Here is a 24,493-nt window from a genome sequence, read left to right on the forward strand (position 1 = left end):
CAAAACGATGCCGGTCGAACCTTGCCGCGGCATTGGCCGGCGACGGCAAGCTCATCTATCATCGCGACTGGCCAAGCGGCAGCAGATCCGCTCCTGAATCCATCACGACAAACCCGATGCCCCATTTCGACAAATCCCTGGTCTGGTTCCGCCGCGACCTGCGCAGCACCGACCACGCCGCGCTCTACTACGCGCTTTCGCAAAGCAGGCAGGTCTGGTGCGCCTTCGTGTTCGACACCGACATCCTCGATGCGCTGAAGCAGCAAGGCGTGCGCCGCGACCGCCGCATCGACTTCATCCTCGACAGCGTGGCCGAGCTCGACGCCGCGCTGCGCGCCGCCGGCGGCGGCCTGATCGTGCTGCACGATGCCGCCGCCAGGGCGATCCCCGCACTGGCCGCCGAACTGGGCGTGCAGGCGGTGTTCGCCAACGCAGACTACGAACCCGACGCCGTGGCGCGCGACCACGCCGTGGCGCAAACGCTGCAGGACCACGCCACCCTGTTCCTGAGCTGCAAGGACCAGGTCATCTTCGAGAAGGACGAAGTGCTGACGCAATCGGCCCGACCCTTTTCGGTCTTCACGCCCTACAAGAACGCCTGGATGGCCAAGCTGGCGGCCGCCGGCGGCGACTTCTACCTGAAGGCCTATCCGGTCGACAAATACCACGCGTCGCTGGCCAGGCCGCCGGCGCAGCAGCATCGCGCCCCGCCCACGCTGGAGCAGCTCGGTTTCGAGAAAAGCAACCTGCATGAGCTGAAGATCCCGACCGGCATGTCCGGCGCCGACACGCTGCTGGACGACTTCCTCTCGCGCATCGGCGCCTACGGCAGCGCGCGCGACTACCCCGCCGTCAAGGGACCGTCCTACCTGTCGGTGCACCTGCGCTTCGGCACCGTCTCGATCCGCTCGCTGGCGCGCACGGCCATGCAGGCCATGCATTCCGGCCATGGCGGCGCGGGCGCGGCGACCTGGCTGTCGGAGCTGACCTGGCGCGACTTCTATTTCATGATCCTGCACCATCATCCGCGCGTGGCGGGCCAGGCCTTCAAGCCGGAATACGACGCCATCAAGTGGGAAGATGACCAGCAGGCCCAGGCCGACTTCGCCGCCTGGTGCGAGGGCCGCACCGGCTATCCGCTGGTCGACGCCGCCATGCTGCAGATCAACCAGACCGGCTACATGCACAACCGCCTGCGCATGGTGGTGGCCAGCTTCCTGACCAAGGACCTGGGCATCGACTGGCGGTGGGGCGAGAAGTATTTCGCGATTCACCTGAACGACTTCGACCTCTCGGCCAACAACGGCGGCTGGCAGTGGGCGGCGTCGTCCGGCTGCGATGCCCAGCCCTATTTCCGCATCTTCAACCCGGTCACGCAGTCCGAGAAGTTCGACCCCGACGGCAAGTTCATCCGTCGCTACCTGCCGCAGCTGGCCAGGCTGCCGGCCAAGCGCATCCATGCGCCGTGGACCGCCACCCCGGAAGAGCTGCGCCAGGCCGGCGTGGCGCTGGACGACAACTATCCGCGCCCCATCGTCGACCACGCGCAGGCGCGCGCGCGTACGCTGGAGCGCTATGCGGTGGTCAAGAAGGCCGACAAGGGCGAGGCGCCCGAAGACGACTGAAAAACGCGGGCAGAAAAAAGGCCGGGCTGCGATCGCAGCCCGGCCTTTTCATTTCATCCCTTCCACATTCCCCGGGACACCCGAGACACCCGGATCACTCGGACATCACCGGCTCGACCTTGGCGTCGTTGCCGAACTTGATCGGCGGCACCCGGCGCACCATCCACAGCCCGCCCAGCGCGGCCACGATGGCGATGGCGATGCCCATGTGGATCGCGCCCACCAGCGCATCGCGCGCGGCGTCGAGCAACGCCGAGCCGTTGTGGCCGGCCTGCATCAGCTGGGCCAGCAGCACCGACTGGATGTCATGGTTGACCAGCACCTCGGGGTCGCTGAAATCCTTCAGCCACTGCGCCGCATGGTCGCCCTCCAGCGCCTTCTGCACGCCCGCGCCATACATCTGGCTCACCAGCGTGCCGGTGATGGCCGTGCCCAGCATGCCGCCGATCATGCGCAGCGACTGCAGCAAGGCGGTGGCGATGCCCAGGTGCTGGCGGCTGGCCGCCTGCTGCGCGAACACGGTCAGGTTGGGCAGCACCAGGCCCAGGCCGAAACCGCCGGCCAGCATGGTCGCCAGCATGAAGCCGCCGCCGGTGCCGCGGTCGCACAGCACCACGCCCAGGCACGCTGCCGAGATCAGCACGAAGCCCACCGTCATCATCATGTTGGGATTGGGAATGCGCGTGATGATGCGGCCGTTGACGATGCTGGCCACGGTGATGCAGGCCACCAGCGGCGTGATCAGCAGGCCCGCCTCGCGCGGGCTCATGCCGAAGCCACCCTGGAACAGCAGCGGCGCATACATCAGCAGCGAGAACATCGCGAAGCCCGCCAGCACCGACAGCACGAACAGGCTGGACAATGCGCGGTCGCGCATCATCTCGAACGGCAGGATGGGCTGGGCGGCCTTCTGCTCCCACTTCCAGAGCGCATAGAAGGAGGCCGCCGACAGCGCCAGCAGGCCCAGCATGCCGACGGTGATGCCGCGCTTGGGCAGCATCTCCACCAGCAATTGCAGGCTGCCCAGCGACAGCGAGATCAGCAGCGCCCCCGGCCAGTCCAGCCGCATCTTGCCCTCATGCTGGATGTGGCGGATATGCGGGACGAAACGCCAGACGAAGAACAGCGACACCACGCCGATGGGCAGGTTGCAGTAGAACACCCAGCGCCAGCCCAGCCCCTGCGTCAGGAAACCGCCCAGCGACGGGCCGACGGCGGTGGCGATGCCGAACGAGGCAGACAGGATGATCTGCCAGCGCAGCCGCACGCGCGGATCCGGGAACAGGTCGGCGATGGAGGCGAAACAGGTGCCCACCAGCATGCCGCCGCCGATGCCCTGCAGGCCGCGCGCCAGCACCAGGAACAGCATGCTGTCGGCCATGCCGCACAAGGCCGAGGCGCCGACGAACACGACGATGGACGCGATCACGAAAGGCTTGCGGCCGAAGTAGTCGCCCAGCCGCCCGAAGATGGGCACGGTGATCACCGAGGTCAGCAGGTAGGCGGTGGCGACCCAGGCGTAGAGCTCGAAGCCCTTCAGCTCGGCCACGATGGTGGGCAGCGCGGTGCCGACGATGGTCTGGTCCAGCGCCACCAGCATGATGACGAAACAGATGCCGAGGGTGGCCAGCAGGGATTCGCGGAAAGGCAGGACTTGGCCGCTGGAATGGGCGGCGTCGGTATGAAGGGCCATGTTGCTGGGGAAACAATCCTGGAAGAGGCGCCGATGCGCCGACCCGTCATTTTATCAATGGACCGGACTTGTTGCTGGGAGGCCACTTTCCGGCGTGACAATCCGGCATTCCGGCCCGGCGCTCACGCCCGGCCCAGGGCGCGTCACCGGAGCGCGGCATCGCCCAGCCGTCCAGGGAAATTTCAGCCTTGCATGAGCTCGCCGATGCCGGTCACGGCGACGTCGACGGCGCTTCGCCGGTGAGCCTTCCGCAGGGCGGCGCCAGCACGGCGAAATCAGTCCAGCAGCATTTCATACCGCTGCTCGTTGACCTTGACGCCCCAGCGCGAACCGATGCGCTCTTCGACCAGCGAGAAGCCGTGCTTGCGATAAAGGTGATGCGCCGCGTGCAGGCCTTCGAAGGTCCACAGATAGATCGAGGGATAGCCGCAGTCGCGGCAGAACTGTTTGGCTTCGGCGATCAGCGCATCGCCCACGCCCTGCCCGCGCAGCTTGTCGGAGGCGATGAACCAGCGCAGGCAGGCGCCCTGCTCGCGCGCATGCTGGCCGTCGATGGTCAGCGAGCCTTCGATGCGGCCGTGCACGGTGGCGGTCCAGAAGCCGTCGCGCAGGTCGTCGTAGCGGCTCAGGAAGGCGGAAAGTTCGGTGGCGACCTTCGCTTCGAAGTAGACGCCGAAGCTCCAGTTTTCGGTGAAATAGGCGGCGTGCAGCTCGGCGACGCGGCCGATGGCGCCCGGCAGGTAGCCGCGCCTGATGTGGATGTCGTCCATGGCTTGCCTCCTCTTCGGGCAAGGCTGCCACGACGCGCGAACCGGTGCGGCGCCTGCCGCCCCGGCCCCGGTTTCAGGCAGTTCAGTCGCCCGCGATGGTCATGCTTTCCAGCAGGATGGAGCCGGTCTCCTTGGTGCCGCGCACCAAGGTGTCGTTGCCGATGGCGACGATCTGGCGCAGCATGTCCTTCATGTTGCCGGCGATGGTGATTTCCTCCACCGGATACTGGATAACGCCGTTCTCCACCCAGTAGCCCGAGGCGCCCCGCGAATAGTCGCCGGTCACGTAGTTCACGCCCTGGCCCATCAGCTCGGTCACCAGCAGGCCGGTGCCCATCTTCTTCAACATGCCCTTGAAACTGTCGGCCCTGGTGGTCAGGCTGGAGGTCAGCGCCAGGTTGTGCGAGCCGCCGGAGTTGCCGGTGGTCTGCATGCCCAGCTTGCGCGCCGAATAGGTCGACAGGAAGTAGCCCTGCACCACGCCGTCCTTGACCACCTGGCGCTTGACGGTGCGCACGCCTTCCTCGTCGAAGGGCGCCGAACCGACGCCGCCGATCACATGCGGGTCTTCCAGGATCTGGATATGGTCGGGAAACACCTGCTGGCCCATCGAGTCCAGCAGGAAGGTCGACTTGCGATACAGCGCGCCGCCCGACACCGCCTGCACGAAGGCGCCCAGCAGGCCCGCCGCCAGCGGCGCCTCGAACAGCACCGGGCACTTGCGGGTGGACAGCTTGCGCGCGTTCAGGCGCGCCAGGGCGCGTTCGGCGGCGTAGCGGCCGACCGCCTCGGGCTTGGCCAGCTGCTTGGGATCGCGCTTGGAGGTGTACCAGTCGTCGCGCTGCATGTTCGCGCCCTTGCCGGCGATCGGCGCCACCGAGATGGTGTGGCGCGAGAACGGATAGCCGCCGATGAAGCCGCGCGAATTGGCCGCGATGAAATGCGAATGCTGGACGTAGACGCTGGAACCCTCGCTGTTGGTGATGCGGGGATCGGTTTCCAGCGCGGCGGTCTCGCAGCGTTGGGCGATCGCCACAGCTTCCTCGGTGGAAATATTCCACGGGGAAAACAGTTTCAGGTCGCGCGGCGCCATTTCCAGCACGTCGGCGTCGGGCAGCCCGGCGCAATCGTCGATGGAGGTGAAGCGCGCGATGTTGTAGGCGGCCTCGACCGTTTCCTTGAGCGACTGCTGCGAGAAGTCCGAGGTGCTGGCGTTGCCGCGCCGCACCTGGCGGCCCTCTCCGAGGAACACGGTGACGCCGATGCCCTTGTCCTTGTTCTGCTCGATGGTCTCGACGCGGCCTTTGCGCACCGCCACCGACAGGCCGCTGCCTTCGCTGATGTCGACCGCCGAGTCAGAGGCTCCCTTCTCCTTCGCGTAGCGCAACACGTCCTGCGCAAGCTGCTTCAATTGGTCCTGACCGTAGGTGAATGGGGTATCGCTCATGAGCCTCAATTCTCTGAAATGCGGGTAAAACGGGTATCATAGCAGCCGTTTAGCAATATTTCCCGAAGTCACACCATGCCTAATGCCAATCGCGGCGCCGTCGGATTCCAATCGAGCGAATTCGAGCAGGAATACGACCGCCCCTCCAAGTCTCAACTCAAGCGCGAAATGGAAGCCCTGCAAAAGCTGGGCGAGGCATTGGTCGCCGAACCGCGCGACCGCGTCAAGCGCGTGCCCATGCCCGAAGATGTGCGCGAAGCCATCCTCGAATGCCAGCAGATCAAGGACCATGAAGGCCGCCGCCGCCAGATGCAGTACGTCGGCAAGAAGATGCGCACGCTGGAGCCCGACGAGATCGCCGCGATCCAGACCACCATCGACAGCTGGCGCGGCGCCTCCAAGGCTGAAACCGCCGCCATGCACGCGCTGGAGCGTCGCCGCGAGAAGCTGCTGGCCGACGACAAGGCGCTCACCGAGCTGCTGGTGGCCCACCCCGACGTCGACGTGCAGCACATGCGCACCCTCATCCGCAACGCCCGCAAGGAACAGGCCGAAAGCAAGCCGCCCAAGGCCTATCGCGAGATCTTCCAGATCCTCAAGCAGTTGCAGATCGCCGCCGCCAAGCGCCGTGGCGAAGAGCTCGACGAGAAGGATTTCGACGACGGGCAAGATGAAGCCTGAACGCGACCACCTGCTCATCGGGCTGGTCTCGATCTCGGACCGCGCCTCCGGCGGCGTCTATGAAGACCGCGGCATCCCGGCCCTGCAGGAATGGTTCGGCGCGGCGCTGGCCAGCCCCTGGAAGATGGAAACGCGCCTGATTCCCGATGAACGCGCGCAGATCGAAAAGACCCTGGTCGAACTGGTCGACGAAGTCGGCTGCGACCTGGTGCTGACCACCGGCGGCACCGGCCCCTCGCGCCGCGACGTCACCCCCGAAGCCACGCTGGCCGTGGCCACCAAGGAAATGCCGGGCTTCGGCGAGCAGATGCGCCAGATCAGCCTGCAGTTCGTGCCCACCGCGATCCTCTCGCGCCAGGTGGCGGTGATCCGCGAGACCGCCGACCACGCCGCGCTGGTGCTGAACCTGCCCGGCCAGCCGAAATCGATCAAGGAAACCCTGGAAGGCCTCAAGGATGAGGACGGCAAGCAGAAGGTGCCCGGCATCTTCGCCGCCGTGCCGTACTGCATCGACCTGATCGGCGGCCCTTACATCGAGACCAACGACGCCGTCTGCAAGGCCTTCCGCCCGAAGTCGGCGATTCGTCCCGCCGGCAAGTAAGCGCCAAATAAGCCCCTCCCCGACTGCATTCCCGTTCGCCCGAGGCCGGCCGCACTTGTGTGCCCGGCCGCGACGAACCGCGGGCGTCATTTCGGACAAGCCCCTTCATCCGGCCCGCCGCACAGCGTCGCCGCATTCATCAGGTCCAGGAACTGCTGCAGCCTGGCCGGCGTGATCCGGAACGCATACTGGTTGAGCTCGTTCTGCGTCGACGGGCGCCAGCTGAACTGCACCACGAACAGCCGCTCCCTGCCCTGGTACACCGCCAGCACCGTGCCCTCGCCATAAGGCGCGGCCGCGCCTGCGCGGTCGCAGAAGCCGCCGCTGGTCGAGGTCGGGATGCCGTTGGTCAGGCTGTCCTTCTGCTTCATCGGCACGAAGCGCCCCGGGCAGTTGCGCTGGGCGTTCTGCATCACCTCGGTGATGGCCACCTGGGCCACGGTGAGGTTGCGCGCGGTGATGTTGGCCACCAGTGCGCTGTCGGGGAAGCTGCGGCGCTGTATGCCCATGTAGCCCTCGCGCCATGAATCGTGCGCCTCGTTGGCCGGCAGGAAATCGACCACGTAGTCGCCGCTGGGGTCGCCGTCCATGAACGCCATGCGCCAGCCGGCCGGCGGCGAGATCATCAGGTTTTCGCCCCTGGGCTGGAACACCGATCCCTCGGCCTCGGCCCGGGCCTGCAGCGGCAGCAGCGCCGCCAGCCCGATACAGGCGGCCACCGCCGCACCGGTCAGTTTCTTCAAATCCATCGGCTTGCTCCCTGTCCGCGCCGGAGATTTTCTCCGGCGTTCATCGTATGATTGGCGTCTCGCGCAATCGGCAAAGCCGTATTGTGCTCCTGCAAGCCGGTGCGCACAAATCGCCGCGCCGCCCTTGCGCCATCAACGAACGACAGGACTAGCAGACAACACCATGGCCGCCCAACTCGAGACCATCCAGATCGAAACCGCTCCCAACCCGACCGCCGCCGTCATCTGGATGCACGGCCTGGGCGCCGACGGCTCGGACTTCGTGCCCATCGTGCGCGAGCTCGACCTCTCGACATGCCCGGCCATCCGCTTCGTGTTCCCCACCGCGCCGACCATGCCGGTGACCATCAACGGCGGCTACGTGATGCGCTCCTGGTACGACATCTTCACGCCCGACCTGGTGCGCCGCGAAGACGAACCGGGCCTGCGCGCCTCGCAGCAAGCCATCGAGGCGCTGATCGCCAACGAGAAGGCGCGCGGCATTCCCGCCGGGCGCATCATCCTGGCCGGGTTCTCGCAAGGCTGCGCGATGACGCTGCAGACCGGCCTGCGCCATCCGGAGCAACTGGCCGGCCTGATGTGCCTGTCCGGCTACCTGCCGCTGGCAGGCAAGGCCGCCGACGAACGCCACGCCGCCAACCAGGACACGCCCATCTTCATGGCCCACGGCCGCCTGGATCCGGTGGTGGTGATCGAACGCGCGGAAAAGTCGCGCGAGCTGCTGGAACAGCTCGGCTACAAGATCGAATGGCACGAGTACCCGATGCAGCACTCGGTCTGCGGCGAGGAAGTCGACGATATCGGCAAGTGGCTGGCCAAGGTCCTGGCCTGACCGGAACGCACGGTTCAGGCGCGGGCCAGCACCGCCAGGCCCGGCACCGGCTGGCCCATCTCCATGCGTATGCTCTCCTCGCGCAGGGCCAGCACGACAAATCCCGCGTCCTCCAGGCAGCGCGCGATGTAGGCGGCATGATGGCGAAAACGTCCGCTGGGATGCAGCAGATAGCCGCTGCCGCCGCTGGCATCGAGCTCGTCGTCCCGCGCGGCCTCGGCGGTGAAGATGACATGTCCGCCGGCGCGCAGGGCATGGCGGGCTGAGGCAAACAGCGCTTCCAACCGCCCGCAGTAAATCACCACGTCGCAAGCCACCACCAGATCGTATTGACCTGCGCGCCCGGCCATCCAGGCGGCGGCCTCCGCCTTTTCCAGATGCGTGTAGGCATGCCGCGCGGCGGCATGGCGCAGCATGTTCTCCGACAGGTCGATACCGTCCAGCCGGCGCGCGTGCGCCGCCAGCACCGGCGCGCACAGCCCGGTGCCGCAGCCAGCGTCCAGGATGTCCAGCGCGGCGGGCGCCGCGCCCGGCAGCGCCGTGTTCAGCAAATCCCCCACCACCTGCGGGCCGCGATAGCCCAGCCGCTCGACCAGGTTGGCGTCGAAGTTGTCGGCGTAGTCGTCGAAGCGCTTCTCGATGTAGCCGGCCGGCGCCGCCGCCGTCAGTTCGCCGGCATAGGCCGCATGCATGTGGCGAGCCACCGGATTGCCGGGCTCTTCCTCCAGCCAGCGGCGGCACAGCTGCGCCGCCTCCTCCAGCCGGCCGAGAAAGTAATACGAGGTGCCCAGCAACTCCCTCGACTTGCCCTCGTGCGGCGGCAGCACATAGGCCATGCATTCGTAGCGGGAGCTCAGCATGAGTTCGCCCGCCCGCGCGTACAGGCCGGCCAGCTGCAGCATGGCGGGAGCGAAATCGGGCGCGGCCTCCAGCGCGCGCAGGCAGCACTGCTGCGCTTCTTCGGCGCGCCCCGCTTCGCGCAGCGCGGCGCCGCAGTTGTTCCAGAGCTGCGCGTCATCCGGACGAATCGCCAGCGCCGCCTGGTAGGACGCGATCGCCTCGGGATAGCGCCGCAGCGCATACAGCACATTGCCGGCGTCGTTGCGCCAGTCGGCGTTGTCCGGCGCGCGCAGCGCCGCGGCCTGCAGGCAGGCGACCGCCTCATCGTGCCGGCCGGTCTGGTGCAACAGGATGCCGATGTAATGCATGGCCGCGACGTGCTCCGCATCCAGCGCCAGCACCACTTCGTACTGCTCGCGCGCCTCGTCCAGCCGGCCCGCGCCATGCAGCCGCCATGCGGTGTCGAAGCTCTCTTCGATGAATCCGCCCAGGTCCTCGCTCGGCTTCATGTTCGCACCTCAACGGATGCGGAAACGGCGATCCAGCGACCAGGCGCCGCCGCCGCGCGCCACCAGCAGCAACAGCAGGCCGGCCCACGACAGATGGGTGGGCCAGGCGTCGGGATAGACGAAGATCTCGATCACCGCCGTCATGCCCAGCAGGGCCAGCGCGGCGCCGCGCGTGAACAGCCCCAGCACCAGCAGCAGCGGAAACAGGTGTTCGGCGTAGGCCGCCATATGCGCGGCGATGTCGGGCGGCACCAGCGGCAGGCGGTATTCGTCCTGGAACAGCGCGTAGGTGCTGTCCTTGATCGTCAGCAGGCCGCTGACCTTGGTGCGCCCGGAGTAAAAGAAGACCGCCGCCATCGACAGCCGCGCCACCAGGGCCAGCAGCGAGTCGCCGATCAGCCGCGAGGCCAGCCCGGCGCCGCGCGACCACAGCGACTCCGGGGCCGCATGGCCGGTCTCAGGATGCATCAGGGTGTGCTTGTTCATGTCGTTCTCCATGTGCGAAGGGACGCGCCGCCGCAGCGCGGCACATCGGTGATCAGTGAATGGGGTGGAAGGAAGTGAAGGCTCCGGCCTGCAGCAGCGCGCCGAGCATGGCGGCGATGTCCAACTGCGGATCGGCCTGCAGCGCGCTCCCGGCCGCCTGCGCCACGCCCAGCCCGTCACGGCAGGCGTCGAGAAAACGGCAGGCGCCCAGGCCCGCCGGTCGCCACAGCACCTGGCCGTCGGGGCGCGTCAGCAGAGCGCCCTCACCGCGCCACTCGGGCGCGATGGCCGCAGGACTGTCGTCGCTCCGGTTGGCGCTCCAGATCGCGTAGCACGGGTGCGCGTCGCTCCAATGCCAGCGCGTGGCGGCATGCGTCACCAGCAGCAGGTCGCGCCCGGCGGACAGCGCCGCGAGCAAGGCCTCGGCATCGATGACGGGATCGTCGGCAGCCAGGTGCGATTCGCTCCAGCAGCGGTCAAGCCTTGCCACATCGGGCAGGTAAGGCAACACCTGCGCTTGCGGCAGGCCGGCGAGGAATTCGGGAAAGCGATGGCCGTAGGCGATCAGGCAGGCGTCCTGCGGCGGGTGCTCGCGCGCGTGGGCTTGCGCCGCAGCCGCGAACCAGGCTTCGCCGACCAGCCTGCGCACCGCCGGATAGTTGGCCGCCAGCGCGTCGACGCAGCCCTTGAACACGGTATTGCGATAGACCGCGAACGCCGGCTGCGCCAGCAAGGCCTGCATGGCGGGATCGGCGGAGTCGCCGTCGCACAGCGCCTGCAGAAAGTGTGCGTGGTAGTTGCCGTTCATGACACCGCCTCCGTCGCCGCGGCCCGCGTCAGCAGGTCTTGCGCGATGCCGCGCTCGGCCAGCAGTTCGCCGAATTCAGGCACGTTGCCGTCGCGCTCGATCAGCGTCGGGCGCGAGCCGATGCGCTCCGTCAGGCGTCGATACAAGGCCCATACCGGCGCGGCCACCGCCGCATCGTGCGAGTCGACCAGCAGGCCCGGCAGGTTGGCGTCACTGCTGTGGCCGGCCAGGTGGATCTCCAGGATGGCGTCGGCCGGCAAGGCGTCCAGATAGGCCTGCGCGTCCACGCCGACATTGGCGGCGCTGACGTGCACGTTGTTGACGTCCACCAGCAACCCGCAACCGGTGCGACGTACCAGCTCGGCCAGAAAATCCGGCTCGCTCCAGGTGTGCGTATCCATGCGCAGGTAATGCGAGGGGTTTTCCAGCGCGATGCGGCGCTTGAGCACATCCTGCGTGCGCGCGATGTTGGCCGCGACCGTTCGCAGCATCTCGCCGGTGCGCGGCACCGGCAGCAGGTCGGGGAAATACCTGCCGCCGGCGCGCGACCACGCCAGGTGCTCCGATATCAGGAAGGGCTGCATGCGCGCAGCCAGTTGCGCCAACCGCTTCAGGTGCGCCTCGTCGGGCGCGTCGGGGCCGGCCAGCGAGAGCGAGACCCCGTGCAGCGACAGCGGGTGGCGGCTGCGCACCGCCTCCAGCCAGGCCGGCCTGGGACCGCCGTCCATCATGTAGTTCTCGGGATGGACTTCGAACCACAGCCCCGGCTCGGCGCACTCCAGCGCCTGGCCGAAGTGCTGCGGCTTGAGGCCCAGGCCCGCGCCGGGCTGCACGCAATCTGCGCTCATGGCCATTGCCCTCCCCCGCCTCAGACCGGCTTCAGGGAACCCATGCCGCGCGGGGTCTTGATCGAGGTGCAGGTACCGGCCGGGACGTTCTTCCAGGCGTTGCCCTGGTAATCCATCTTGGCGGTGCCGGCGCAGGTGGTGCCTTCGCCCGCCTTGCAGTCGTTCTGGCCGGCCATCGAGACGCCGTAGCACTTCTCCATGGCGGCCGGCTTGGCGGCGGACTGGTTTTGCGCCATGGCTACGCCGGAGGCCAGGGTAGCGAGGGTAAAGGCGACGGTTGCGATACGTGCGTTCATGGTGAGACTCCTTTTATGTGGTTGAAAGTGGATGCGATCGGCGGCGCCTGTCTGGCGCGTTGTTGCCGTTGCGCCGATCTGCATGTGAATTCGCCGGTGCGCGCCGGCCGGTTACAGGGCGCGGCGAAAAATCGTCGAAATATATTTTTTGCAGGCGCTGTAACCGGATCGCCGCGCCCGACGAAAAGCAATAGAAGCGCGCCACATGCACGACGCGCATCGGCACAATCTGCAAGGGAGAATCGGATGAAGACCATGGAACTGGTCCATATGCTGGCCAGGGGCGGCGGCGATGCCCCGCGCGGCACGGCCGGCGCACGGATGGCGCTGGCGCTGGCCGCCGGGCTGGGCGGCTCGGCGCTGTTGCTGGCGGCGGTCTACGGCGTGCGCAGCGACATGCCGGAGCTGCTGCGCCAGCCGCTGTTCTGGATGAAGGTATCGTTCCCGCTGGCGGTGCTGCTGGCCGCGCAAGCCCTGGCTACGCGCCTGGCGCGCCCCGGCATGCGCATCGGAACGGCGCCGGCGCTGGCCCTGCTCCTGCCGCCGGCGGCGCTGTGGCTGGCCGGCGCCGGCTGGATGGCGCTGGCGCCGTCGTCGCAGCGCGTGGAACTGTTGCTGGGCACGACCTGGGAGGTGTGTTCGCTCAACGTGGCGCTGCTGTCGCTGCCCACGCTGGTGGCCATGTTCTGGTTCATGCACGGCCTGGCGCCGACGCGGCTGACGGCGGCCGGCGCGGTGGCCGGCCTGGTGGCAGGCGCCCAGGGCGTGCTAGTCTATTCGCTGTATTGCGTGGAGATGGCGCCGCCGTTCTGGGGCGTCTGGTATGTGCTGGGCATGCTGGCGCCCACCATGATGGGCGCGCTGGCCGGGCCCCTGCTGTTGCGCTGGTGAAGCGCTGCGTGCTCCCATGACCAGACATCATTCCCTCGTCACTGCCCAGGCCTGCGCCGAAGCATCCATCTTCTCCGACCAGGAACATGCGACAGAACCCGCCATGACACCGCTTGCCGACAAGGATCCCGGCCACCCCGCCGAAGAGCGCCTGCGCACGCTGCTGTTGGCCGGGCTGGACGGCGACGCCGCGGCCTACCGCAGCTTCCTGGCCGAACTGAGCGGCAGGCTGCGCGCCTATCTGCGCAAGCGCCTGCACCACATGCAGGACGAGGTGGAAGACATCGTGCAGGAAACCCTGCTGGCAGTGCACAACGCGCGCCACACCTACCGAGCCGACCAGCCGCTGACAGCCTGGGTGTACGCCATCGCGCGCTACAAGCTGATGGACTTCCTGCGCGCGCGCTCGCGCCGTGAAGCATTCAACGACCCGCTGGACGACGAGCACGAACTGTTCGCCGCCAGCGACGAGGAACCGGCCCAGGCCCGCCGCGACGTCGGCGCGCTGCTTGAGCAGCTGCCCGACAAGCAGCGCCTGCCGATCGTGCACGTCAAGCTGCAAGGCATGTCGGTGGCCGAGACGGCCGAGCTGACCGGCATGTCCGAGTCGGCGGTGAAGGTGGGCATCCACCGCGGCCTCAAGGCCCTGGCCGCCAGAATCCGAGAGAAGCTATGAAAACCGATGACCTGATTGCAATGATGGCCGCCAACGCGGCTCCCGTGGACCCTCGCCTGCCGGCGCGCCGCATGGCGCAGGCCCTGGCCGGCGGCGCCGTCGTCTCGCTGGCGCTGCTGCTGGCGACCTTCGGCCTGCGCCCTGATCTCACGGCGATGCTGTCGGTGCCGCTGTTCTGGATCAAGCTGGCCTTTCCCACCGCGCTGGCCGTCGGCGCGCTGCTGGTGCTGCGGCGCCTGCTGCGCCCGGGCCTGAAGGTCGGCGCCAACTGGAACGGCATCGCCCTGCCGGTCGCCGCGATCTGGATCGCCGGGGCGCTGGTGTTCGTCGCCGCGCCGGCAGCGGACCGCCTCCCGCTGCTGATGGGGCTCACCTGGCGCACCTGCCCCTTCAACATCGCACTGCTGTCGCTGCCGCTGTGCGCCAGCGTCACCTGGGCGGTGCGCGCGATGGCGCCGACCCGGCTGCGCCTGACGGGCGCGGTGGCCGGCCTGCTGGCGGGCGCTGTCGCCACCATGGTGTATTGCCTGCACTGCCCTGAAATGGGCGTGCCCTTCTGGGGCCTGTGGTATTTCCTGGGCATGCTGATCCCGGCCATGGCCGGCCTGTTGCTCGGCCCGCGCCTGCTGCGCTGGTAAGCGACGGCGCAAGCGGCGCCAATCGATCCGCGGTCCGCCAAAAGACAAGGCCGGCGTGCGCGCGATGCGTACGCCGGCCTTGCTCATTGATGCCGTACGATTACTTCAGGCGGAACTTCAGTTCCTCGCCCGCCTGGCGCATCGCGGTCTGCACCGCCGGCACCTTGGCCAGCACGTTCAGCAGGCCGAAGTCGTGGATCATGCCGTTGTAGCGCACGCTGGTCACGGCCACGCCGGCGGCCTGCAGCTTGCGGCCGTACTCTTCGCCTTCGTCACGCAGCACGTCCTTTTCGGCGGTCTGGATCAGGGTCGGCGGCAGCCCCTTCAGTTGCGCCGGGCTGGCCTGCAGCGGCGAAGCGGTGATTTCCTGGCGCTTGGCGCTGTCGGTGGTGTAGCTGTCCCAGAACCACTTCATCATGTTCTTGGTCAGGAAGTAGCCGTTGGCGAACTGGTTGTAGGACGCGGTCTCGAAGTTGGCGTCGGTCACCGGCCACAGCAGCACTTCCGAACGCAGCGCGGGGCCGCCCTTGTCCTTGGCCATCAGGGCCACGACCGCGGCCATGTTGCCGCCGACGCTGTTGCCGGCCACCGCCAGGCGCTTGCCGTCGACCTTGATTTCGCTGCCGTGCTCGGCCACCCACTTGGTGGCGGCGTAGGCCTGGTTGATCGCCACGCCGTAGCCGGCTTCAGGCGACGGCGTGTAGTTCACGAACACCGCCACCGCGCCGGAATTGGCCACCAGGTCGCGCACCAGGCGCTCGTGGGTCGGGAAGTCGCCCAGCACCCAGCCGCCGCCGTGGAAGAACATGAAGGCCGGCAGCGTCTTCTTCACGCCGGCCGGACGCACGATGGTCAGCTTGATCTGCTGGCCGTCGGCGGTGATGGTCTTCTCCGAGACGTCCGCACGGGGCAGCTCCAGCTTCACGCCGGCCTGGGCGCCGACCAGCACGGCGCGCGCATCCTTGGGCGAGAGTTGCTCCAGCGGCTTGCCGCCGCCGGCTTCCAGCGCTTGCAGGAAGGCCTGGGTGGTCGGTTCCACACCGGCGTCGCCGGCTGCGTAGGCGTTGCCGAACACCAGGCCGATGGCGGCCACTGCTGCGAGTTGCTTGAACGATTTCATGATGGTCTTCCTTTGAGGTTGTGGGGGGTGTCGACGATCGACGGGACCGGCCTGGGCCGGCTTGTTCCGGTATTGCCTGTTGCTGCGATTTCAAAAACATCAGAAAAAACTAAACATCGATTAAATAGCAAACTACTTATATGGCGCTATTGGCTCTCGGGATAACGCCATGCCCGACGCCATTGCCGGCGAGGCGCCAGGCCGATTTAAATAGCGCACTACTTGATTAATATAAAAAGCTATTAAATAGCGCGCTATATATTTCATTTTAAAAACGCGGACACTCCGCGCCGGAGATGCCCGCTCCGCGTCACTGGCGGCATTTCATTCGCCGGTATTCTTGTGCAGGCGCGCCCGCAGTTCCATCAATTCTTCTTTCATCGCCGCCAGCTCGGCTGCGGTCGACTCGGTCGCCTTCAACACTTCCCTGGGCAGCTCCACCGCCTTCTCGCGCAGCGCGTCGCCGTCGGCGGTCAGCGAGATCACCACCTGGCGCTCGTCGCTGGCGGCGCGCTCGCGGCTGACCAGTCCTTGCGCTTCCATGCGCTTCAACAGCGGCGTCAGCGTGGCCGAATCCAGCACCAGGCGCTCGCCGATGTCGGAGACGGTCAGCTCATCCTGCTCCCACAGCACCATCAGCACCAGGTACTGCGAATAGGTGATGCCGAGGTCGCGCAGGAGCTTGCGGTACAGCTTGCTCATCGACAGCGAGGTCGAATACAGCGCGAAACACAACTGGGCATCCAGTAGCGGGGCCGACTTGCGCTTGTCTGTTTTCGAGTTCATGCAGCGCAGTTTATCCATCTCAAAATTAAATAGCAAGCTACTTAAATAAAAAATTTGTCGGCTCTGATTCAGCAGCGTTGCCCAAAAACGTCAGCTCACGTTTGCCTTGGCATTGACAGCCGCACCCAGCAAGGCATTGCGGCCGTTCTCACGCAGCGGTAAGTGTTATCCGATAGAAAATCCTGTTGATGAAAGCAAACAAGAATCGTTACTATTCTCAACTTTACAAAACCTTGCACAGACAAGGCTCGCTTTTAACACCATGAAAACCAGCGCGGCCTCCACCCGCGCACACTCTTCGCTCAAGACCGAACAGCCCTATGAAGACCATCCGACACCGCGCGCTCAACGCGCCCCGCACCCGCTGCGCCGCCGCCATCTCGCTCGCCCTGCTCGCCTTCCACGGCGCCGCCGCGGCCCAGCAGGCCTCCACCCAGGACGCGCAACCCGGCCTGGAAACCATCCAGGTCAGCGGCGACTGGCTGGGCACCGGCCTGGACAACAGCGTGAAGACTTATCCCGGTGCGCGCACGGTGGTCAAGAAACAGGAAATCGAAAGCACCGGCGCCGTCAGCATCGGCGACCTGATGCGCCGCATCCCCGGCGTGCAGGCCTCGGACAACTCCGGCACCGCCGGCAGCGCCATCGCCCTGAACATCGGCGTGCGCGGCCTGACCGGCCGCTATTCGCCGCGCTCCACCATCCTGCTGGACGGCATCCCGATGGCGGTGGCGCCATATGGCCAGCCGCAGCTGTCGTTCGTCCCGCTGAGCATGAACAACATCGAATCGGTCGACGTCGTGCGCGGCGGCGGCGCGGTGCGTTTCGGCCCGCAGAACGTTGGCGGCATCATCAACTTCAAGACCCGCTCCATCCCGACCACGCCGGGCATCTCGGGCGACGCGGCGCTGCGCTACAACAGCTACGCCCAGGGCGGCGGCAATACCCAGTACAGCGCCTTTGCCGGCGGGCAGAATGAAAACGGCTTCGGCATGGCCTTCCTCTACTCCGGCCAGGAAGGCAGCGGCTGGCGCAACAAGAGCGATGAACGCGTCAACGATTTCGCGCTGAAGATGCGCTATGAAATCTCGCCGACCTCCGAGCTCTACGCCAAGCTCAGCTACTACGACGTGCTCTCGCGCACGCCGGGCGGCCTGACGGTGGCCCAGTACAATGCCGATCCATTCCAGAACACGCGCCAGCGCGACAACTGGAGCGGCACCCGCAAGGGCTTCGATGTCGGCTACCTGAACACGATTTCCGACAACCAGGAATTCGAGATCCGCACCTACTTCAACCAGGCCAACCGCCAGAGCACGCTCATCAACGCGGCCGGCACCAGCCTGACCCACCAGCCGCGCAACTATGAAACGCTGGGCATCGAGCCGCGCTACACGCAGCGCTTCGCACTGGGCGGCACCACCAACGACGTGACCGTCGGCTACCGTTACATCCGCGAGCGCGGCGACGACAACGCCTACAACGAAGCCGCCACCAGCGGCGCGCTGAGCGGCTTCACCACCTTCCAGAACAGCACCGACGCCCACGCCGCCTATATCGACGACAAGATCGCCTTCGGCAAATGGCGCATCACCCCGGGCCTGCGCTTCGAGCACATCCAGTCGACCCGTTACGACGTGAACAACAAGGCCACCTTCCAGGTCGCCAACAACAAGCCGCTGCCATCGATCAACCTGGCTTACCTGCTGACCGAGCAGCTGACCCTGTTCACCAACTACAACACCTCCTTCGGCGTGGTGCAGAACACCCAGCTCAACACCATGTCGGCCAACAACCCGCTGTCACCGGAACTGGCCAAGACCATCGAAGGCGGCGCCCGCTGGAAGAGCGACCGGGTGTCGGCCGAGGCCACCGTGTTCCACATCGACTTCGACAACCAGATCGCCTCCGTGCCCGGCACCACGCCGACCGTGTTCCGCAACCTGGGCAAGACCCAGCACGACGGCATTGAACTGGCGGTGGACTATGCCTTCGACAAGGAAAGCGTCCTGAAGGGCTGGAGCGTCTACGCCAACTACACCTATACCCGCGCCCTGCAAAAGTCCGGGACCAACTCCGGCAAGGACGTGCCGTTCTACTCGCGCACCACCGACACCGTCGGCACGCGCTTCCAGTCCGGCCCATGGGGATTCAATCTGTCGACCACCCACCAGGGCCGCCAGTTTGCCGACGAAGCCAACACCGTCGCCGAAAGCGCCGACGGCAGCACCGGCGAGATCCCCGGCTTCCGCATCTGGAACGCCCAGGTGGACTGGAAAGTGCCGGGAGCCAAGGGCTTCGACGTCTTCGCCGGCGTCAACAACCTGACCGACCGCCGTTACTTCACCCGCACCACCGACGGCAACCTCGGCAAGCTGGTGGGCGCCCCGCGCACCATCTACGTACAAGGCCGCTACGCGTTCTGATTCGGCCGGACTCACGCAAAAAAGGCAGCCGCATGGCTGCCTTTTTTCATGCCCTGCGCGCCCATTCATAATTGTCGCGACGACAACCCGCACGCACCATCCCCGCCGGCCCCGCACCATTCCCAAACGGGCGAAGGCCGTCCGGGAGACGCCGCCGCCCGCATTTTCCCGCCGGCTGATAGTGCCACCGCCCGTTCGGGCTTGGCACAGAAAATGCATGTCTTCGTCAATGTATACATCGACGTATCCGACCTTGCCCTCACGGTGTTCACCGACTAAATTGGGCCAATGGCCTGTTGTCGCGAGCCCGGTTTTCGATGTGCCCGTCTTGAACTTTCAAAGGAAAAAGAATGAACAAGCGCGTCCCCCGTCTGCTGTTGTCCGCTCTGTCCACCGCCCTGATGGCCGGCGCCGGCTGGTCCGCCATGGCCGCCACGCTCAACATCTCGCTGGATGCCGATCCCGGCAAGCTGGACCCGACCCAGTCGTCCATGCTCAATGAGCGCATCGTCTACCAGAGCATCTTCGACAAGCTGGTGGACCTGGACGGCGAAGGCAAGATCATCCCCATGCTGGCCGAGCGCTGGACCGTGTCCGACGACCAGAAGACCTACACCCTGTTCCTGCGCAAGGGCGTGAAGTTCCAGGACGGCACGCCCTTCGACGCCAAGGCGGTCGAATTCAACCTGCTGCGCGGCCAGGAAAAGAACTCGCTGCGCCGCAACGAGCTCAAGTACATCAGCAAGATCACGGTGGTCGACGAGCACACCATCAAGCTGGAGCTGTCCACGCCGTTCGCGCCCTTCCTCTCCATCCTGACCGACCGCGCCGGCATGATGTCCTCGCCCGCGGCGGTGAAGAAATTCGGTGACGACTACGTCAACAACCCGGTCGGCACCGGCCCCTTCATCTACAAGGGCCGCCTGAAGGGCGCCACCATCACGCTGGAGAAGAATCCCAACTACTGGCAGGCCGGCCTGCCCAAGGTGGACGGCGTGGTCTACAAGATCATGCCGGACGTGAACGTGGCCTTCAACAACCTGCGCAGCGGCCAGGTCGACATCACCAACCGCTTCCCGTACAAGGAAATCACCAACATCGCCGCCGGCGCCAAGTACACCGTGCTCAACAAGCCCTCGCTGGGCTTCCGCGGCTTCTACATGAACACCGGCAAGCCGCCCTTCGACAAGAAGGAGGTGCGCGAGGCGGTCGACATCCTGATCGACCGCAACGCCATCGCCAAGGTGGTCTACAACAACGCCGTGGCGCCGGGCCACTCGGCCTTCTCCAAGGCGCAGTTCGCCAACGGCCCCAGCGACGTGCCGCCCAAGGTGGACGTGGCGCGCGCCAAGGAGCTGCTGAAGGCGGCCGGCAAGGAAGGCGGCTTCTCCTTCAAGCTGACGCTGCCGACCACCGCCGACGAGCTGCAGGCCGGCCAGATGATCCAGGGCATGCTGCGCCCGGCGGGCATCAACGTGACGCTGGAGAAGACCGAGCTGGCGACCCAGATCGAGAACGGCAAGACCGGCAACTTCGAAGGCCTGTTCGTGGGCTGGAGCGGCCGCCCCGACCCGGACCAGAACATCTACGACTTCGTCACCACCAACGGCTCGCTGAACTATTCGCACTTCGGCGCCAAGGAAGTCGACGACATCCTGCAGAAGGCGCGCCTGGAAGGCGACCAGGCCAAGCGCAAGGTCTTCTATGACCAGGCCATGGCGCTGCTGGTCAAGGAAGTGCCCTACATCTACCTGGTGCACGACAACGTGCTGTTCGGCATCTCCAAGGCCGTGCAGGGCTTCCAGTACGTGCCCGACGGCGTGATCCGCACCGCCACCGTCTCCAAGTAAGCGCACGCTCAGCAATGAGGCGGCGGCCCGGGAAGCGACGATTCCCGGCCGCCGCCGTCCAGCCCTCTCGCCAGACATGCAAAAACTGCTGAAACGCCTCCTGCTCTCCATCCCCACGCTGATCCTGGTCAGCATCGTGGTGTTCTCGCTGCTGGCCGTGCTGCCGGGCGATCCGGTGGCCGCCATCCTCGGCATGGAAGCCACGCCTGAAGCGGCCGCCGCGCTGCGCCTGAAACTCGGCCTCGACGATCCGCTGCTGGTGCAGTACGGACGCTGGCTGTGGGCCGTGCTGCACGGCGACCTCGGCCGCTCCTTCATCGACAACACGCCGGTGGCCGACGCCCTCTGGCAGCGCCTGCCGGTGACCATCGAGCTGGCCATCGGCAGCTTCATCGTGGCCATCGCCATCGCGGTGCCGGCCGGCATCCTCTCGGCCGCCCGTCCGCGCGGCGCGGCCAATGCCGTGGGCACCTTCATCGCCCTGTTCGGCATGTCGGTGCCGCACTTCTGGCTGGGCATGATGTTCATCATCCTGTTCTCGGTGCACCTGGGCTGGCTGCCGGCATCGGGCTTCGTCCCGCTCTCGGAGGACTGGCGCGCCAACCTGCTCACCATGATCATGCCGATGGTCGCCACCGGCCTGCGCGAATCGGCCATCCTGATGCGCATGGTGCGCAGCAGCCTGCTGGAAGTGCTCAACGAAGACTACATCCGCACCGCCTTCTCCAAGGGCCTGCGCGACTGGCAGGTGGTGCTGGGCCACGGCCTGCGCAACGCCATGATCCCGGTGGTCACGGCCAGCGGCCTGATGGTCTCGGGCACGCTGGGCGGCCTGGTCATCACGGAGAGCATCTTCGGCATCCCAGGCATGGGCAAGATGATCGTGGACGCCATCTTCCAGCGCGACTACGTCACCGTGCAAGCCGGCGTGCTCGCCGCCACCGTGCTGGTGGTGATCGTCAACCTGTGCGTCGACCTGCTCTACAGCGTGATCGATCCGCGCATCGCCCGTTGATCCCAAACCCGCGCCGACCACCAACGCCATCCGCCATGAACCCGATCCTCCACGAAGCCCCCAAGACGCCCGGCGACGCAGCGCCTGCCGCCGCGCCCTCACCGGCGGCGCCGATGCCGATGCCGGCGGCGCAACGCTTTCGCACCCTGCGCCGCTTCGCCGACAACCGCCTGGCCACCGTCGGCGCGGCCATCATCCTGCTGCTGATCCTGCTGGCGATCGCCGCGCCGCTGCTGGCGCGCTACGACCCCATCTTCGACCAGGACTACGGCAACATCCTGGCCGGCCCCTCGGCCGCGCACTGGCTGGGCACCGACGACCTCGGGCGCGACATCTACACGCGCATGCTGTACGGCTCGCGCATCTCGCTGCAGGCCGCGCTGATCTCGGTCGGCCTGGCCTTCTCGCTGGGCGTGCCCATCGGCATCGTCAGCGGTTACTACCGCGGCGCGGTGGACGCGGTGGTGATGCGGGTGGTCGACGCGCTGCAGGCCTTCCCTTCGCTGATCCTGGCGCTGGCCCTGGCCGCGGCGTTGGGCGGCGGCTTCTACAACGCCATGGTGGCGGTGGGCATCGGCTTCACCTCGTCCTTCGTGCGCCTGGCGCGCGGCCAGGCGATGACCATCCGCAACCTCGACTACGTGATGGCGGCGCGCTCCATCGGCGCCGGCAACCTGCGCATCATGTGGCGCTACGTGCTGCCCAACGCGCTGGCGCCGCTGGTGATCCAGGCCACCTTCGCCATGGGCACGGCGATCATCGCCGAGGCCGGCCTGTCCTACCTCGGCCTGGGCGCGCGCCCGGAAGACCCGAGCTGGGGCTCCATGCTGCACATCGCCCAGGGCTACCTGAACACCAACCCGACGCTGGCCATGTGGCCGGGCCTGGCGATCTTCCTGGTGGTGCTGGGCTTCAACCTGCTGGGCGACGGCATCCGTGAAGTGTTCGACCCCAAACTGAGCCGCTGAGGACGCAACGATGCTGGATATTGAAAACCTCAAAGTCGAATTCAAGAGCCACGGGCGCAGCATCGCGCCGGTGGACGGCGTGTCCTTCTCGGTAGGTCGCGACCAGACGGTCGGCCTGCTGGGCGAGTCGGGCTGCGGCAAGAGCGTGACCGCGCTGTCGGTGCTGCGGCTGTTCCCGATGGCCAGCAAGGCCCGGCTCTCGGGCGCCATCCGCTTTGGCGGGCGCGACCTGCTGCAGTCCGGCGACGACGCCCTGCGCGGCATCCGCGGCAAGGACATCGCGATGATCTTCCAGGAGCCGATGACCTCACTCAACCCGCTGCACCGCGTGGGCAAGCAGCTGGCCGAGATGCTCAGGATCCACACCGACCTGCCGCGCGGCGAGATCGACGCCAGGGTGGTCGCCATGCTGGAGCGCGTGGGCCTTGCGCGCGCCGCGCAACTGGTCAATGAATATCCGCACAGTCTCTCGGGCGGCATGCGCCAGCGCGTGATGATCGCCATGGCGCTGCTGTGCAAGCCCCAGGTGCTGATCTGCGACGAGCCCACCACCGCGCTGGACGTCACCATCCAGGCGCAGATCCTGGACCTGATGCGCGACTTGAAGCGCGAGCAGCAGACCTCGATCCTGATGATCACCCACGACCTCGGCGTGGTGGCCGAGATGTGCGAGCGCGTGGTGGTGATGTACGCCGGCCAGGTGGTCGAGGAAAGCACCGTCACCGACCTGTTCGACCGCCCCGCCCACCCCTATACCCATGCGCTGATGCGCGCGCGCCCGGCGCTGGACTCCACGCCCGGCGCGCCGCTGACCGCCATTCCCGGCAGCGTGCCGCCGCCCGGCCAGGCCGGCCCCGGCTGCCGCTTCGCCGCCCGCTGCCCGCGCGCCCAGGACGTCTGCCGCAAGGAGATGCCGCCGCTGGAAGAGATCGCGCCCGGCCACACCGCGCGCTGCTGGTATCCGCATTGAAAGGCGAAACATGAACATGCCCCTGTTGGAAGTCACCGGTCTCAAAAAGCACTTCGGCGCGCCCGGCAGCGCCGCGGTGAAGGCGGTCGACGACGTATCGTTTTCCATCGCCGAAGGCCAGACCCTGGGCCTGGTCGGCGAATCCGGTTGCGGCAAGTCCACCACCGGGCGCAGCGTGCTGCGCCTGATCGAGCCCAGCGCCGGCAGCGTGCGCTTCATGGGCCGCGAACTGACCATCCTGCCCGCCGGCCAGCTGCGCGCCATGCGCCGTCACATGCAGATGGTGTTCCAGGACCCGTACGCCTCGCTGAACCCGCGCATGACCATCGGCGAGGTGCTGGAAGAGCCGCTGATCGTGCACAAGCTGCACGACCGCGCCACCCGCCGCCGCCTGGTGGCCGAGGCGCTCGACATGGTGGGACTGAACCCGTCCTACGCCGCGCGCCACCCGCATGAATTCTCCGGCGGCCAGCGCCAGCGCGTGGGCATCGCCCGCGCCATCATCACGCGCCCCAAGCTGGTGGTGGCCGACGAGGCGGTATCGGCGCTGGACGTATCGATCCAGGCGCAGATCCTCAACCTGCTCAAGGACCTGCAAAAGGAACTGGGCCTGACCTATCTCTTCGTCTCGCACGACCTGGCGGTGATCCGCCACGTCAGCGACACCATCGGCGTGATGTACCTGGGCCGCATGGTGGAGCTGGGCACGCGCGAGGAGATCTACGCCAACCCGCGCCATCCCTATACGCAGGCGCTGCTCTCGGCCATCCCGCGCGAGCATCCCGGCCAGAAGCGCGAGCGCATCGTGCTGCAGGGAAGCATTCCCAACCCGGCCGCGCCGCCTGCGGGCTGCCACTTCCACCCGCGCTGCCCGTCCTGCATGGAAGTCTGCAAGACCGCAGCGCCCACGCCGGTGAAGGTCAGCGCAGGCCAGACCGTGGCCTGCCACCTGTACCGATAAAATATCG

Annotated in this window: 24 protein-coding genes; 13 read left to right on the forward strand and 11 right to left on the reverse strand. The window is 66.9% G+C overall.

Annotated features, from left to right (window positions below; genetic code table 11):
* Window positions 1-116 precede the first annotated feature (116 nt).
* Window positions 117-1,625 (forward strand): cryptochrome/photolyase family protein, encoded by a 1,509-nt coding sequence (locus CEJ42_RS03320; RefSeq protein ID WP_088750006.1) that lies wholly within the window; start codon window positions 117-119, stop codon window positions 1,623-1,625.
* Window positions 1,626-1,719: 94 nt separating this feature from the next.
* On the opposite strand, the gene CEJ42_RS03325 is transcribed toward CEJ42_RS03320, so the two are convergent.
* The 3 genes from CEJ42_RS03325 to pmbA form a co-directional block, all read right to left on the reverse strand.
* Window positions 1,720-3,318 (reverse strand): MDR family MFS transporter, encoded by a 1,599-nt coding sequence (locus CEJ42_RS03325; protein ID WP_079215417.1) that lies wholly within the window; start codon window positions 3,316-3,318, stop codon window positions 1,720-1,722.
* A 275-nt stretch (window positions 3,319-3,593) separates the two neighbouring features.
* Window positions 3,594-4,088 carry a GNAT family N-acetyltransferase gene (locus CEJ42_RS03330; RefSeq protein WP_088750007.1) on the reverse strand — a complete coding sequence of 165 codons (495 nt, stop codon included), beginning with the start codon at window positions 4,086-4,088 and terminating at the stop codon, window positions 3,594-3,596.
* 82 nt (window positions 4,089-4,170) lie between these two features.
* The gene (gene pmbA / locus CEJ42_RS03335) at window positions 4,171-5,535 is read right to left on the reverse strand and encodes a metalloprotease PmbA (RefSeq protein ID WP_079215419.1); all 1,365 of its coding nucleotides are present in this window, start codon (window positions 5,533-5,535) and stop codon (window positions 4,171-4,173) included.
* A gap of 75 nt (window positions 5,536-5,610) precedes the next feature.
* Between pmbA and yjgA the strand changes: the two genes are divergently transcribed.
* Window positions 5,611-6,216 (forward strand): ribosome biogenesis factor YjgA, encoded by a 606-nt coding sequence (gene yjgA, locus CEJ42_RS03340; RefSeq protein WP_079215420.1) that lies wholly within the window; start codon window positions 5,611-5,613, stop codon window positions 6,214-6,216.
* A complete protein-coding gene (gene mog, locus CEJ42_RS03345; RefSeq protein WP_079215421.1) occupies window positions 6,206-6,817 on the forward strand; it encodes a molybdopterin adenylyltransferase in 612 nt (203 codons plus the stop codon). Before yjgA ends, mog begins: the two co-directional genes overlap by 11 nt.
* An 86-nt stretch (window positions 6,818-6,903) precedes the next feature.
* Here the strand turns inward: mog and CEJ42_RS03350 are convergent, their stop codons facing one another.
* Window positions 6,904-7,566, reverse strand: a complete 663-nt coding sequence (locus CEJ42_RS03350; RefSeq protein WP_088750008.1) for a hypothetical protein — start codon at window positions 7,564-7,566, stop codon at window positions 6,904-6,906.
* 163 nt (window positions 7,567-7,729) lie between these two features.
* Between CEJ42_RS03350 and CEJ42_RS03355 the strand changes: the two genes are divergently transcribed.
* Window positions 7,730-8,398 (forward strand): alpha/beta hydrolase, encoded by a 669-nt coding sequence (locus CEJ42_RS03355; RefSeq protein WP_079215423.1) that lies wholly within the window; start codon window positions 7,730-7,732, stop codon window positions 8,396-8,398.
* A 14-nt stretch (window positions 8,399-8,412) separates the two neighbouring features.
* Here CEJ42_RS03355 and CEJ42_RS03360 read toward each other — a convergent pair whose 3' ends face one another.
* From CEJ42_RS03360 to CEJ42_RS03380, 5 genes are read right to left on the reverse strand one after another with little or no spacing between them, the layout of a single operon-like run.
* Window positions 8,413-9,747 carry a tetratricopeptide repeat protein gene (locus tag CEJ42_RS03360; RefSeq protein WP_088750009.1) on the reverse strand — a complete coding sequence of 445 codons (1,335 nt, stop codon included), beginning with the start codon at window positions 9,745-9,747 and terminating at the stop codon, window positions 8,413-8,415.
* A gap of 9 nt (window positions 9,748-9,756) precedes the next feature.
* Window positions 9,757-10,233 (reverse strand): DoxX family protein, encoded by a 477-nt coding sequence (locus tag CEJ42_RS03365; protein WP_088750010.1) that lies wholly within the window; start codon window positions 10,231-10,233, stop codon window positions 9,757-9,759.
* A 52-nt stretch (window positions 10,234-10,285) separates the two neighbouring features.
* Entirely contained in the window at window positions 10,286-11,041 is a 756-nt protein-coding gene (locus CEJ42_RS03370) for an HvfC/BufC N-terminal domain-containing protein (protein WP_088750011.1), read from the reverse strand.
* Window positions 11,038-11,889, reverse strand: coding sequence for an MNIO family bufferin maturase (bufB, locus tag CEJ42_RS03375; RefSeq protein ID WP_088750214.1), 852 nt, complete (start codon window positions 11,887-11,889; stop codon window positions 11,038-11,040). The genes CEJ42_RS03370 and bufB overlap by 4 nt, the downstream gene beginning before the upstream one ends.
* A 20-nt stretch (window positions 11,890-11,909) precedes the next feature.
* A complete protein-coding gene (locus CEJ42_RS03380; protein WP_079215427.1) occupies window positions 11,910-12,185 on the reverse strand; it encodes a BufA1 family periplasmic bufferin-type metallophore in 276 nt (91 codons plus the stop codon).
* Between the two features lie 246 nt (window positions 12,186-12,431).
* Between CEJ42_RS03380 and CEJ42_RS03385 the strand changes: the two genes are divergently transcribed.
* The 3 genes from CEJ42_RS03385 (at window position 12,432) to CEJ42_RS03395 (ending at window position 14,390) form a co-directional block, all read left to right on the forward strand.
* Window positions 12,432-13,076, forward strand: a complete 645-nt coding sequence (locus CEJ42_RS03385) for a DUF1109 domain-containing protein (RefSeq protein WP_243397763.1) — start codon at window positions 12,432-12,434, stop codon at window positions 13,074-13,076.
* A gap of 103 nt (window positions 13,077-13,179) precedes the next feature.
* Complete coding sequence (locus CEJ42_RS03390) at window positions 13,180-13,752, forward strand: sigma-70 family RNA polymerase sigma factor (protein ID WP_079219131.1); 573 nt, start codon at window positions 13,180-13,182, stop codon at window positions 13,750-13,752.
* Complete coding sequence (locus tag CEJ42_RS03395; protein ID WP_079215428.1) at window positions 13,749-14,390, forward strand: DUF1109 domain-containing protein; 642 nt, start codon at window positions 13,749-13,751, stop codon at window positions 14,388-14,390. The genes CEJ42_RS03390 and CEJ42_RS03395 overlap by 4 nt, the downstream gene beginning before the upstream one ends.
* 100 nt (window positions 14,391-14,490) lie before the next feature.
* Here the strand turns inward: CEJ42_RS03395 and CEJ42_RS03400 are convergent, their stop codons facing one another.
* Both CEJ42_RS03400 and CEJ42_RS03405 read right to left on the reverse strand, forming a co-directional pair.
* The gene (locus CEJ42_RS03400; protein WP_088750012.1) at window positions 14,491-15,510 is read right to left on the reverse strand and encodes an alpha/beta hydrolase; all 1,020 of its coding nucleotides are present in this window, start codon (window positions 15,508-15,510) and stop codon (window positions 14,491-14,493) included.
* Window positions 15,511-15,834: 324 nt separating this feature from the next.
* A complete protein-coding gene (locus CEJ42_RS03405; RefSeq protein WP_088750013.1) occupies window positions 15,835-16,296 on the reverse strand; it encodes a MarR family winged helix-turn-helix transcriptional regulator in 462 nt (153 codons plus the stop codon).
* 320 nt (window positions 16,297-16,616) lie between these two features.
* Here CEJ42_RS03405 and CEJ42_RS03410 point away from each other — a divergent pair, with 320 nt between their 5' ends.
* The 6 genes from CEJ42_RS03410 to CEJ42_RS03435 all read left to right on the forward strand — a co-directional run bounded on the left by CEJ42_RS03410 (window position 16,617) and on the right by CEJ42_RS03435 (window position 24,486).
* On the forward strand, window positions 16,617-18,722 hold the full coding sequence (locus CEJ42_RS03410; RefSeq protein WP_088750014.1) for a TonB-dependent receptor family protein: 2,106 nt from the start codon (window positions 16,617-16,619) through the stop codon (window positions 18,720-18,722).
* Window positions 18,723-19,072: 350 nt separating this feature from the next.
* Window positions 19,073-20,572, forward strand: a complete 1,500-nt coding sequence (locus CEJ42_RS03415) for an ABC transporter substrate-binding protein (protein WP_079215432.1) — start codon at window positions 19,073-19,075, stop codon at window positions 20,570-20,572.
* A 76-nt stretch (window positions 20,573-20,648) separates the two neighbouring features.
* Window positions 20,649-21,587 (forward strand): ABC transporter permease, encoded by a 939-nt coding sequence (locus CEJ42_RS03420; RefSeq protein WP_079215433.1) that lies wholly within the window; start codon window positions 20,649-20,651, stop codon window positions 21,585-21,587.
* Window positions 21,588-21,700: 113 nt separating this feature from the next.
* A complete protein-coding gene (locus tag CEJ42_RS03425) occupies window positions 21,701-22,555 on the forward strand; it encodes an ABC transporter permease (RefSeq protein WP_088750216.1) in 855 nt (284 codons plus the stop codon).
* Between the two features lie 10 nt (window positions 22,556-22,565).
* Entirely contained in the window at window positions 22,566-23,525 is a 960-nt protein-coding gene (locus CEJ42_RS03430; protein ID WP_088750015.1) for an ABC transporter ATP-binding protein, read from the forward strand.
* 10 nt (window positions 23,526-23,535) lie between these two features.
* Window positions 23,536-24,486 carry an ABC transporter ATP-binding protein gene (locus tag CEJ42_RS03435; RefSeq protein WP_079215436.1) on the forward strand — a complete coding sequence of 317 codons (951 nt, stop codon included), beginning with the start codon at window positions 23,536-23,538 and terminating at the stop codon, window positions 24,484-24,486.
* Window positions 24,487-24,493 lie beyond the last annotated feature (7 nt).

The organism is Herbaspirillum robiniae (assembly GCF_002213415.1).
Taxonomy (GTDB): Bacteria; Pseudomonadota; Gammaproteobacteria; order Burkholderiales; family Burkholderiaceae_D; genus Herbaspirillum; species Herbaspirillum robiniae.

What these genes read in the sequence shown, in the direction of transcription:
- yjgA (WP_079215420.1), top strand. Translation starts at nt 5,611, where the DNA reads ATGCCTAATGCCAATCGCGGCGCCGTCGGATTCCAATCGAGCGAATTC.
- CEJ42_RS03325 (WP_079215417.1), bottom strand. Translation starts at nt 3,318, where the DNA reads ATGGCCCTTCATACCGACGCCGCCCATTCCAGCGGCCAAGTCCTGCCT.
- CEJ42_RS03405 (WP_088750013.1), bottom strand. Translation starts at nt 16,296, where the DNA reads ATGAACTCGAAAACAGACAAGCGCAAGTCGGCCCCGCTACTGGATGCC.
- CEJ42_RS03365 (WP_088750010.1), bottom strand. Translation starts at nt 10,233, where the DNA reads ATGAACAAGCACACCCTGATGCATCCTGAGACCGGCCATGCGGCCCCG.
- CEJ42_RS03390 (WP_079219131.1), top strand. Translation starts at nt 13,180, where the DNA reads ATGACACCGCTTGCCGACAAGGATCCCGGCCACCCCGCCGAAGAGCGC.
- bufB (WP_088750214.1), bottom strand. Translation starts at nt 11,889, where the DNA reads ATGAGCGCAGATTGCGTGCAGCCCGGCGCGGGCCTGGGCCTCAAGCCG.
- pmbA (WP_079215419.1), bottom strand. Translation starts at nt 5,535, where the DNA reads ATGAGCGATACCCCATTCACCTACGGTCAGGACCAATTGAAGCAGCTT.
- CEJ42_RS03425 (WP_088750216.1), top strand. Translation starts at nt 21,701, where the DNA reads ATGCCGATGCCGGCGGCGCAACGCTTTCGCACCCTGCGCCGCTTCGCC.
- CEJ42_RS03420 (WP_079215433.1), top strand. Translation starts at nt 20,649, where the DNA reads ATGCAAAAACTGCTGAAACGCCTCCTGCTCTCCATCCCCACGCTGATC.
- mog (WP_079215421.1), top strand. Translation starts at nt 6,206, where the DNA reads ATGAAGCCTGAACGCGACCACCTGCTCATCGGGCTGGTCTCGATCTCG.
- CEJ42_RS03385 (WP_243397763.1), top strand. Translation starts at nt 12,432, where the DNA reads ATGAAGACCATGGAACTGGTCCATATGCTGGCCAGGGGCGGCGGCGAT.
- CEJ42_RS03370 (WP_088750011.1), bottom strand. Translation starts at nt 11,041, where the DNA reads ATGAACGGCAACTACCACGCACACTTTCTGCAGGCGCTGTGCGACGGC.
- CEJ42_RS03395 (WP_079215428.1), top strand. Translation starts at nt 13,749, where the DNA reads ATGAAAACCGATGACCTGATTGCAATGATGGCCGCCAACGCGGCTCCC.
- CEJ42_RS03320 (WP_088750006.1), top strand. Translation starts at nt 117, where the DNA reads ATGCCCCATTTCGACAAATCCCTGGTCTGGTTCCGCCGCGACCTGCGC.
- CEJ42_RS03350 (WP_088750008.1), bottom strand. Translation starts at nt 7,566, where the DNA reads ATGGATTTGAAGAAACTGACCGGTGCGGCGGTGGCCGCCTGTATCGGG.
- CEJ42_RS03410 (WP_088750014.1), top strand. Translation starts at nt 16,617, where the DNA reads ATGAAGACCATCCGACACCGCGCGCTCAACGCGCCCCGCACCCGCTGC.
- CEJ42_RS03415 (WP_079215432.1), top strand. Translation starts at nt 19,073, where the DNA reads ATGAACAAGCGCGTCCCCCGTCTGCTGTTGTCCGCTCTGTCCACCGCC.
- CEJ42_RS03435 (WP_079215436.1), top strand. Translation starts at nt 23,536, where the DNA reads ATGAACATGCCCCTGTTGGAAGTCACCGGTCTCAAAAAGCACTTCGGC.
- CEJ42_RS03355 (WP_079215423.1), top strand. Translation starts at nt 7,730, where the DNA reads ATGGCCGCCCAACTCGAGACCATCCAGATCGAAACCGCTCCCAACCCG.
- CEJ42_RS03380 (WP_079215427.1), bottom strand. Translation starts at nt 12,185, where the DNA reads ATGAACGCACGTATCGCAACCGTCGCCTTTACCCTCGCTACCCTGGCC.
- CEJ42_RS03360 (WP_088750009.1), bottom strand. Translation starts at nt 9,747, where the DNA reads ATGAAGCCGAGCGAGGACCTGGGCGGATTCATCGAAGAGAGCTTCGAC.
- CEJ42_RS03400 (WP_088750012.1), bottom strand. Translation starts at nt 15,510, where the DNA reads ATGAAATCGTTCAAGCAACTCGCAGCAGTGGCCGCCATCGGCCTGGTG.
- CEJ42_RS03430 (WP_088750015.1), top strand. Translation starts at nt 22,566, where the DNA reads ATGCTGGATATTGAAAACCTCAAAGTCGAATTCAAGAGCCACGGGCGC.
- CEJ42_RS03330 (WP_088750007.1), bottom strand. Translation starts at nt 4,088, where the DNA reads ATGGACGACATCCACATCAGGCGCGGCTACCTGCCGGGCGCCATCGGC.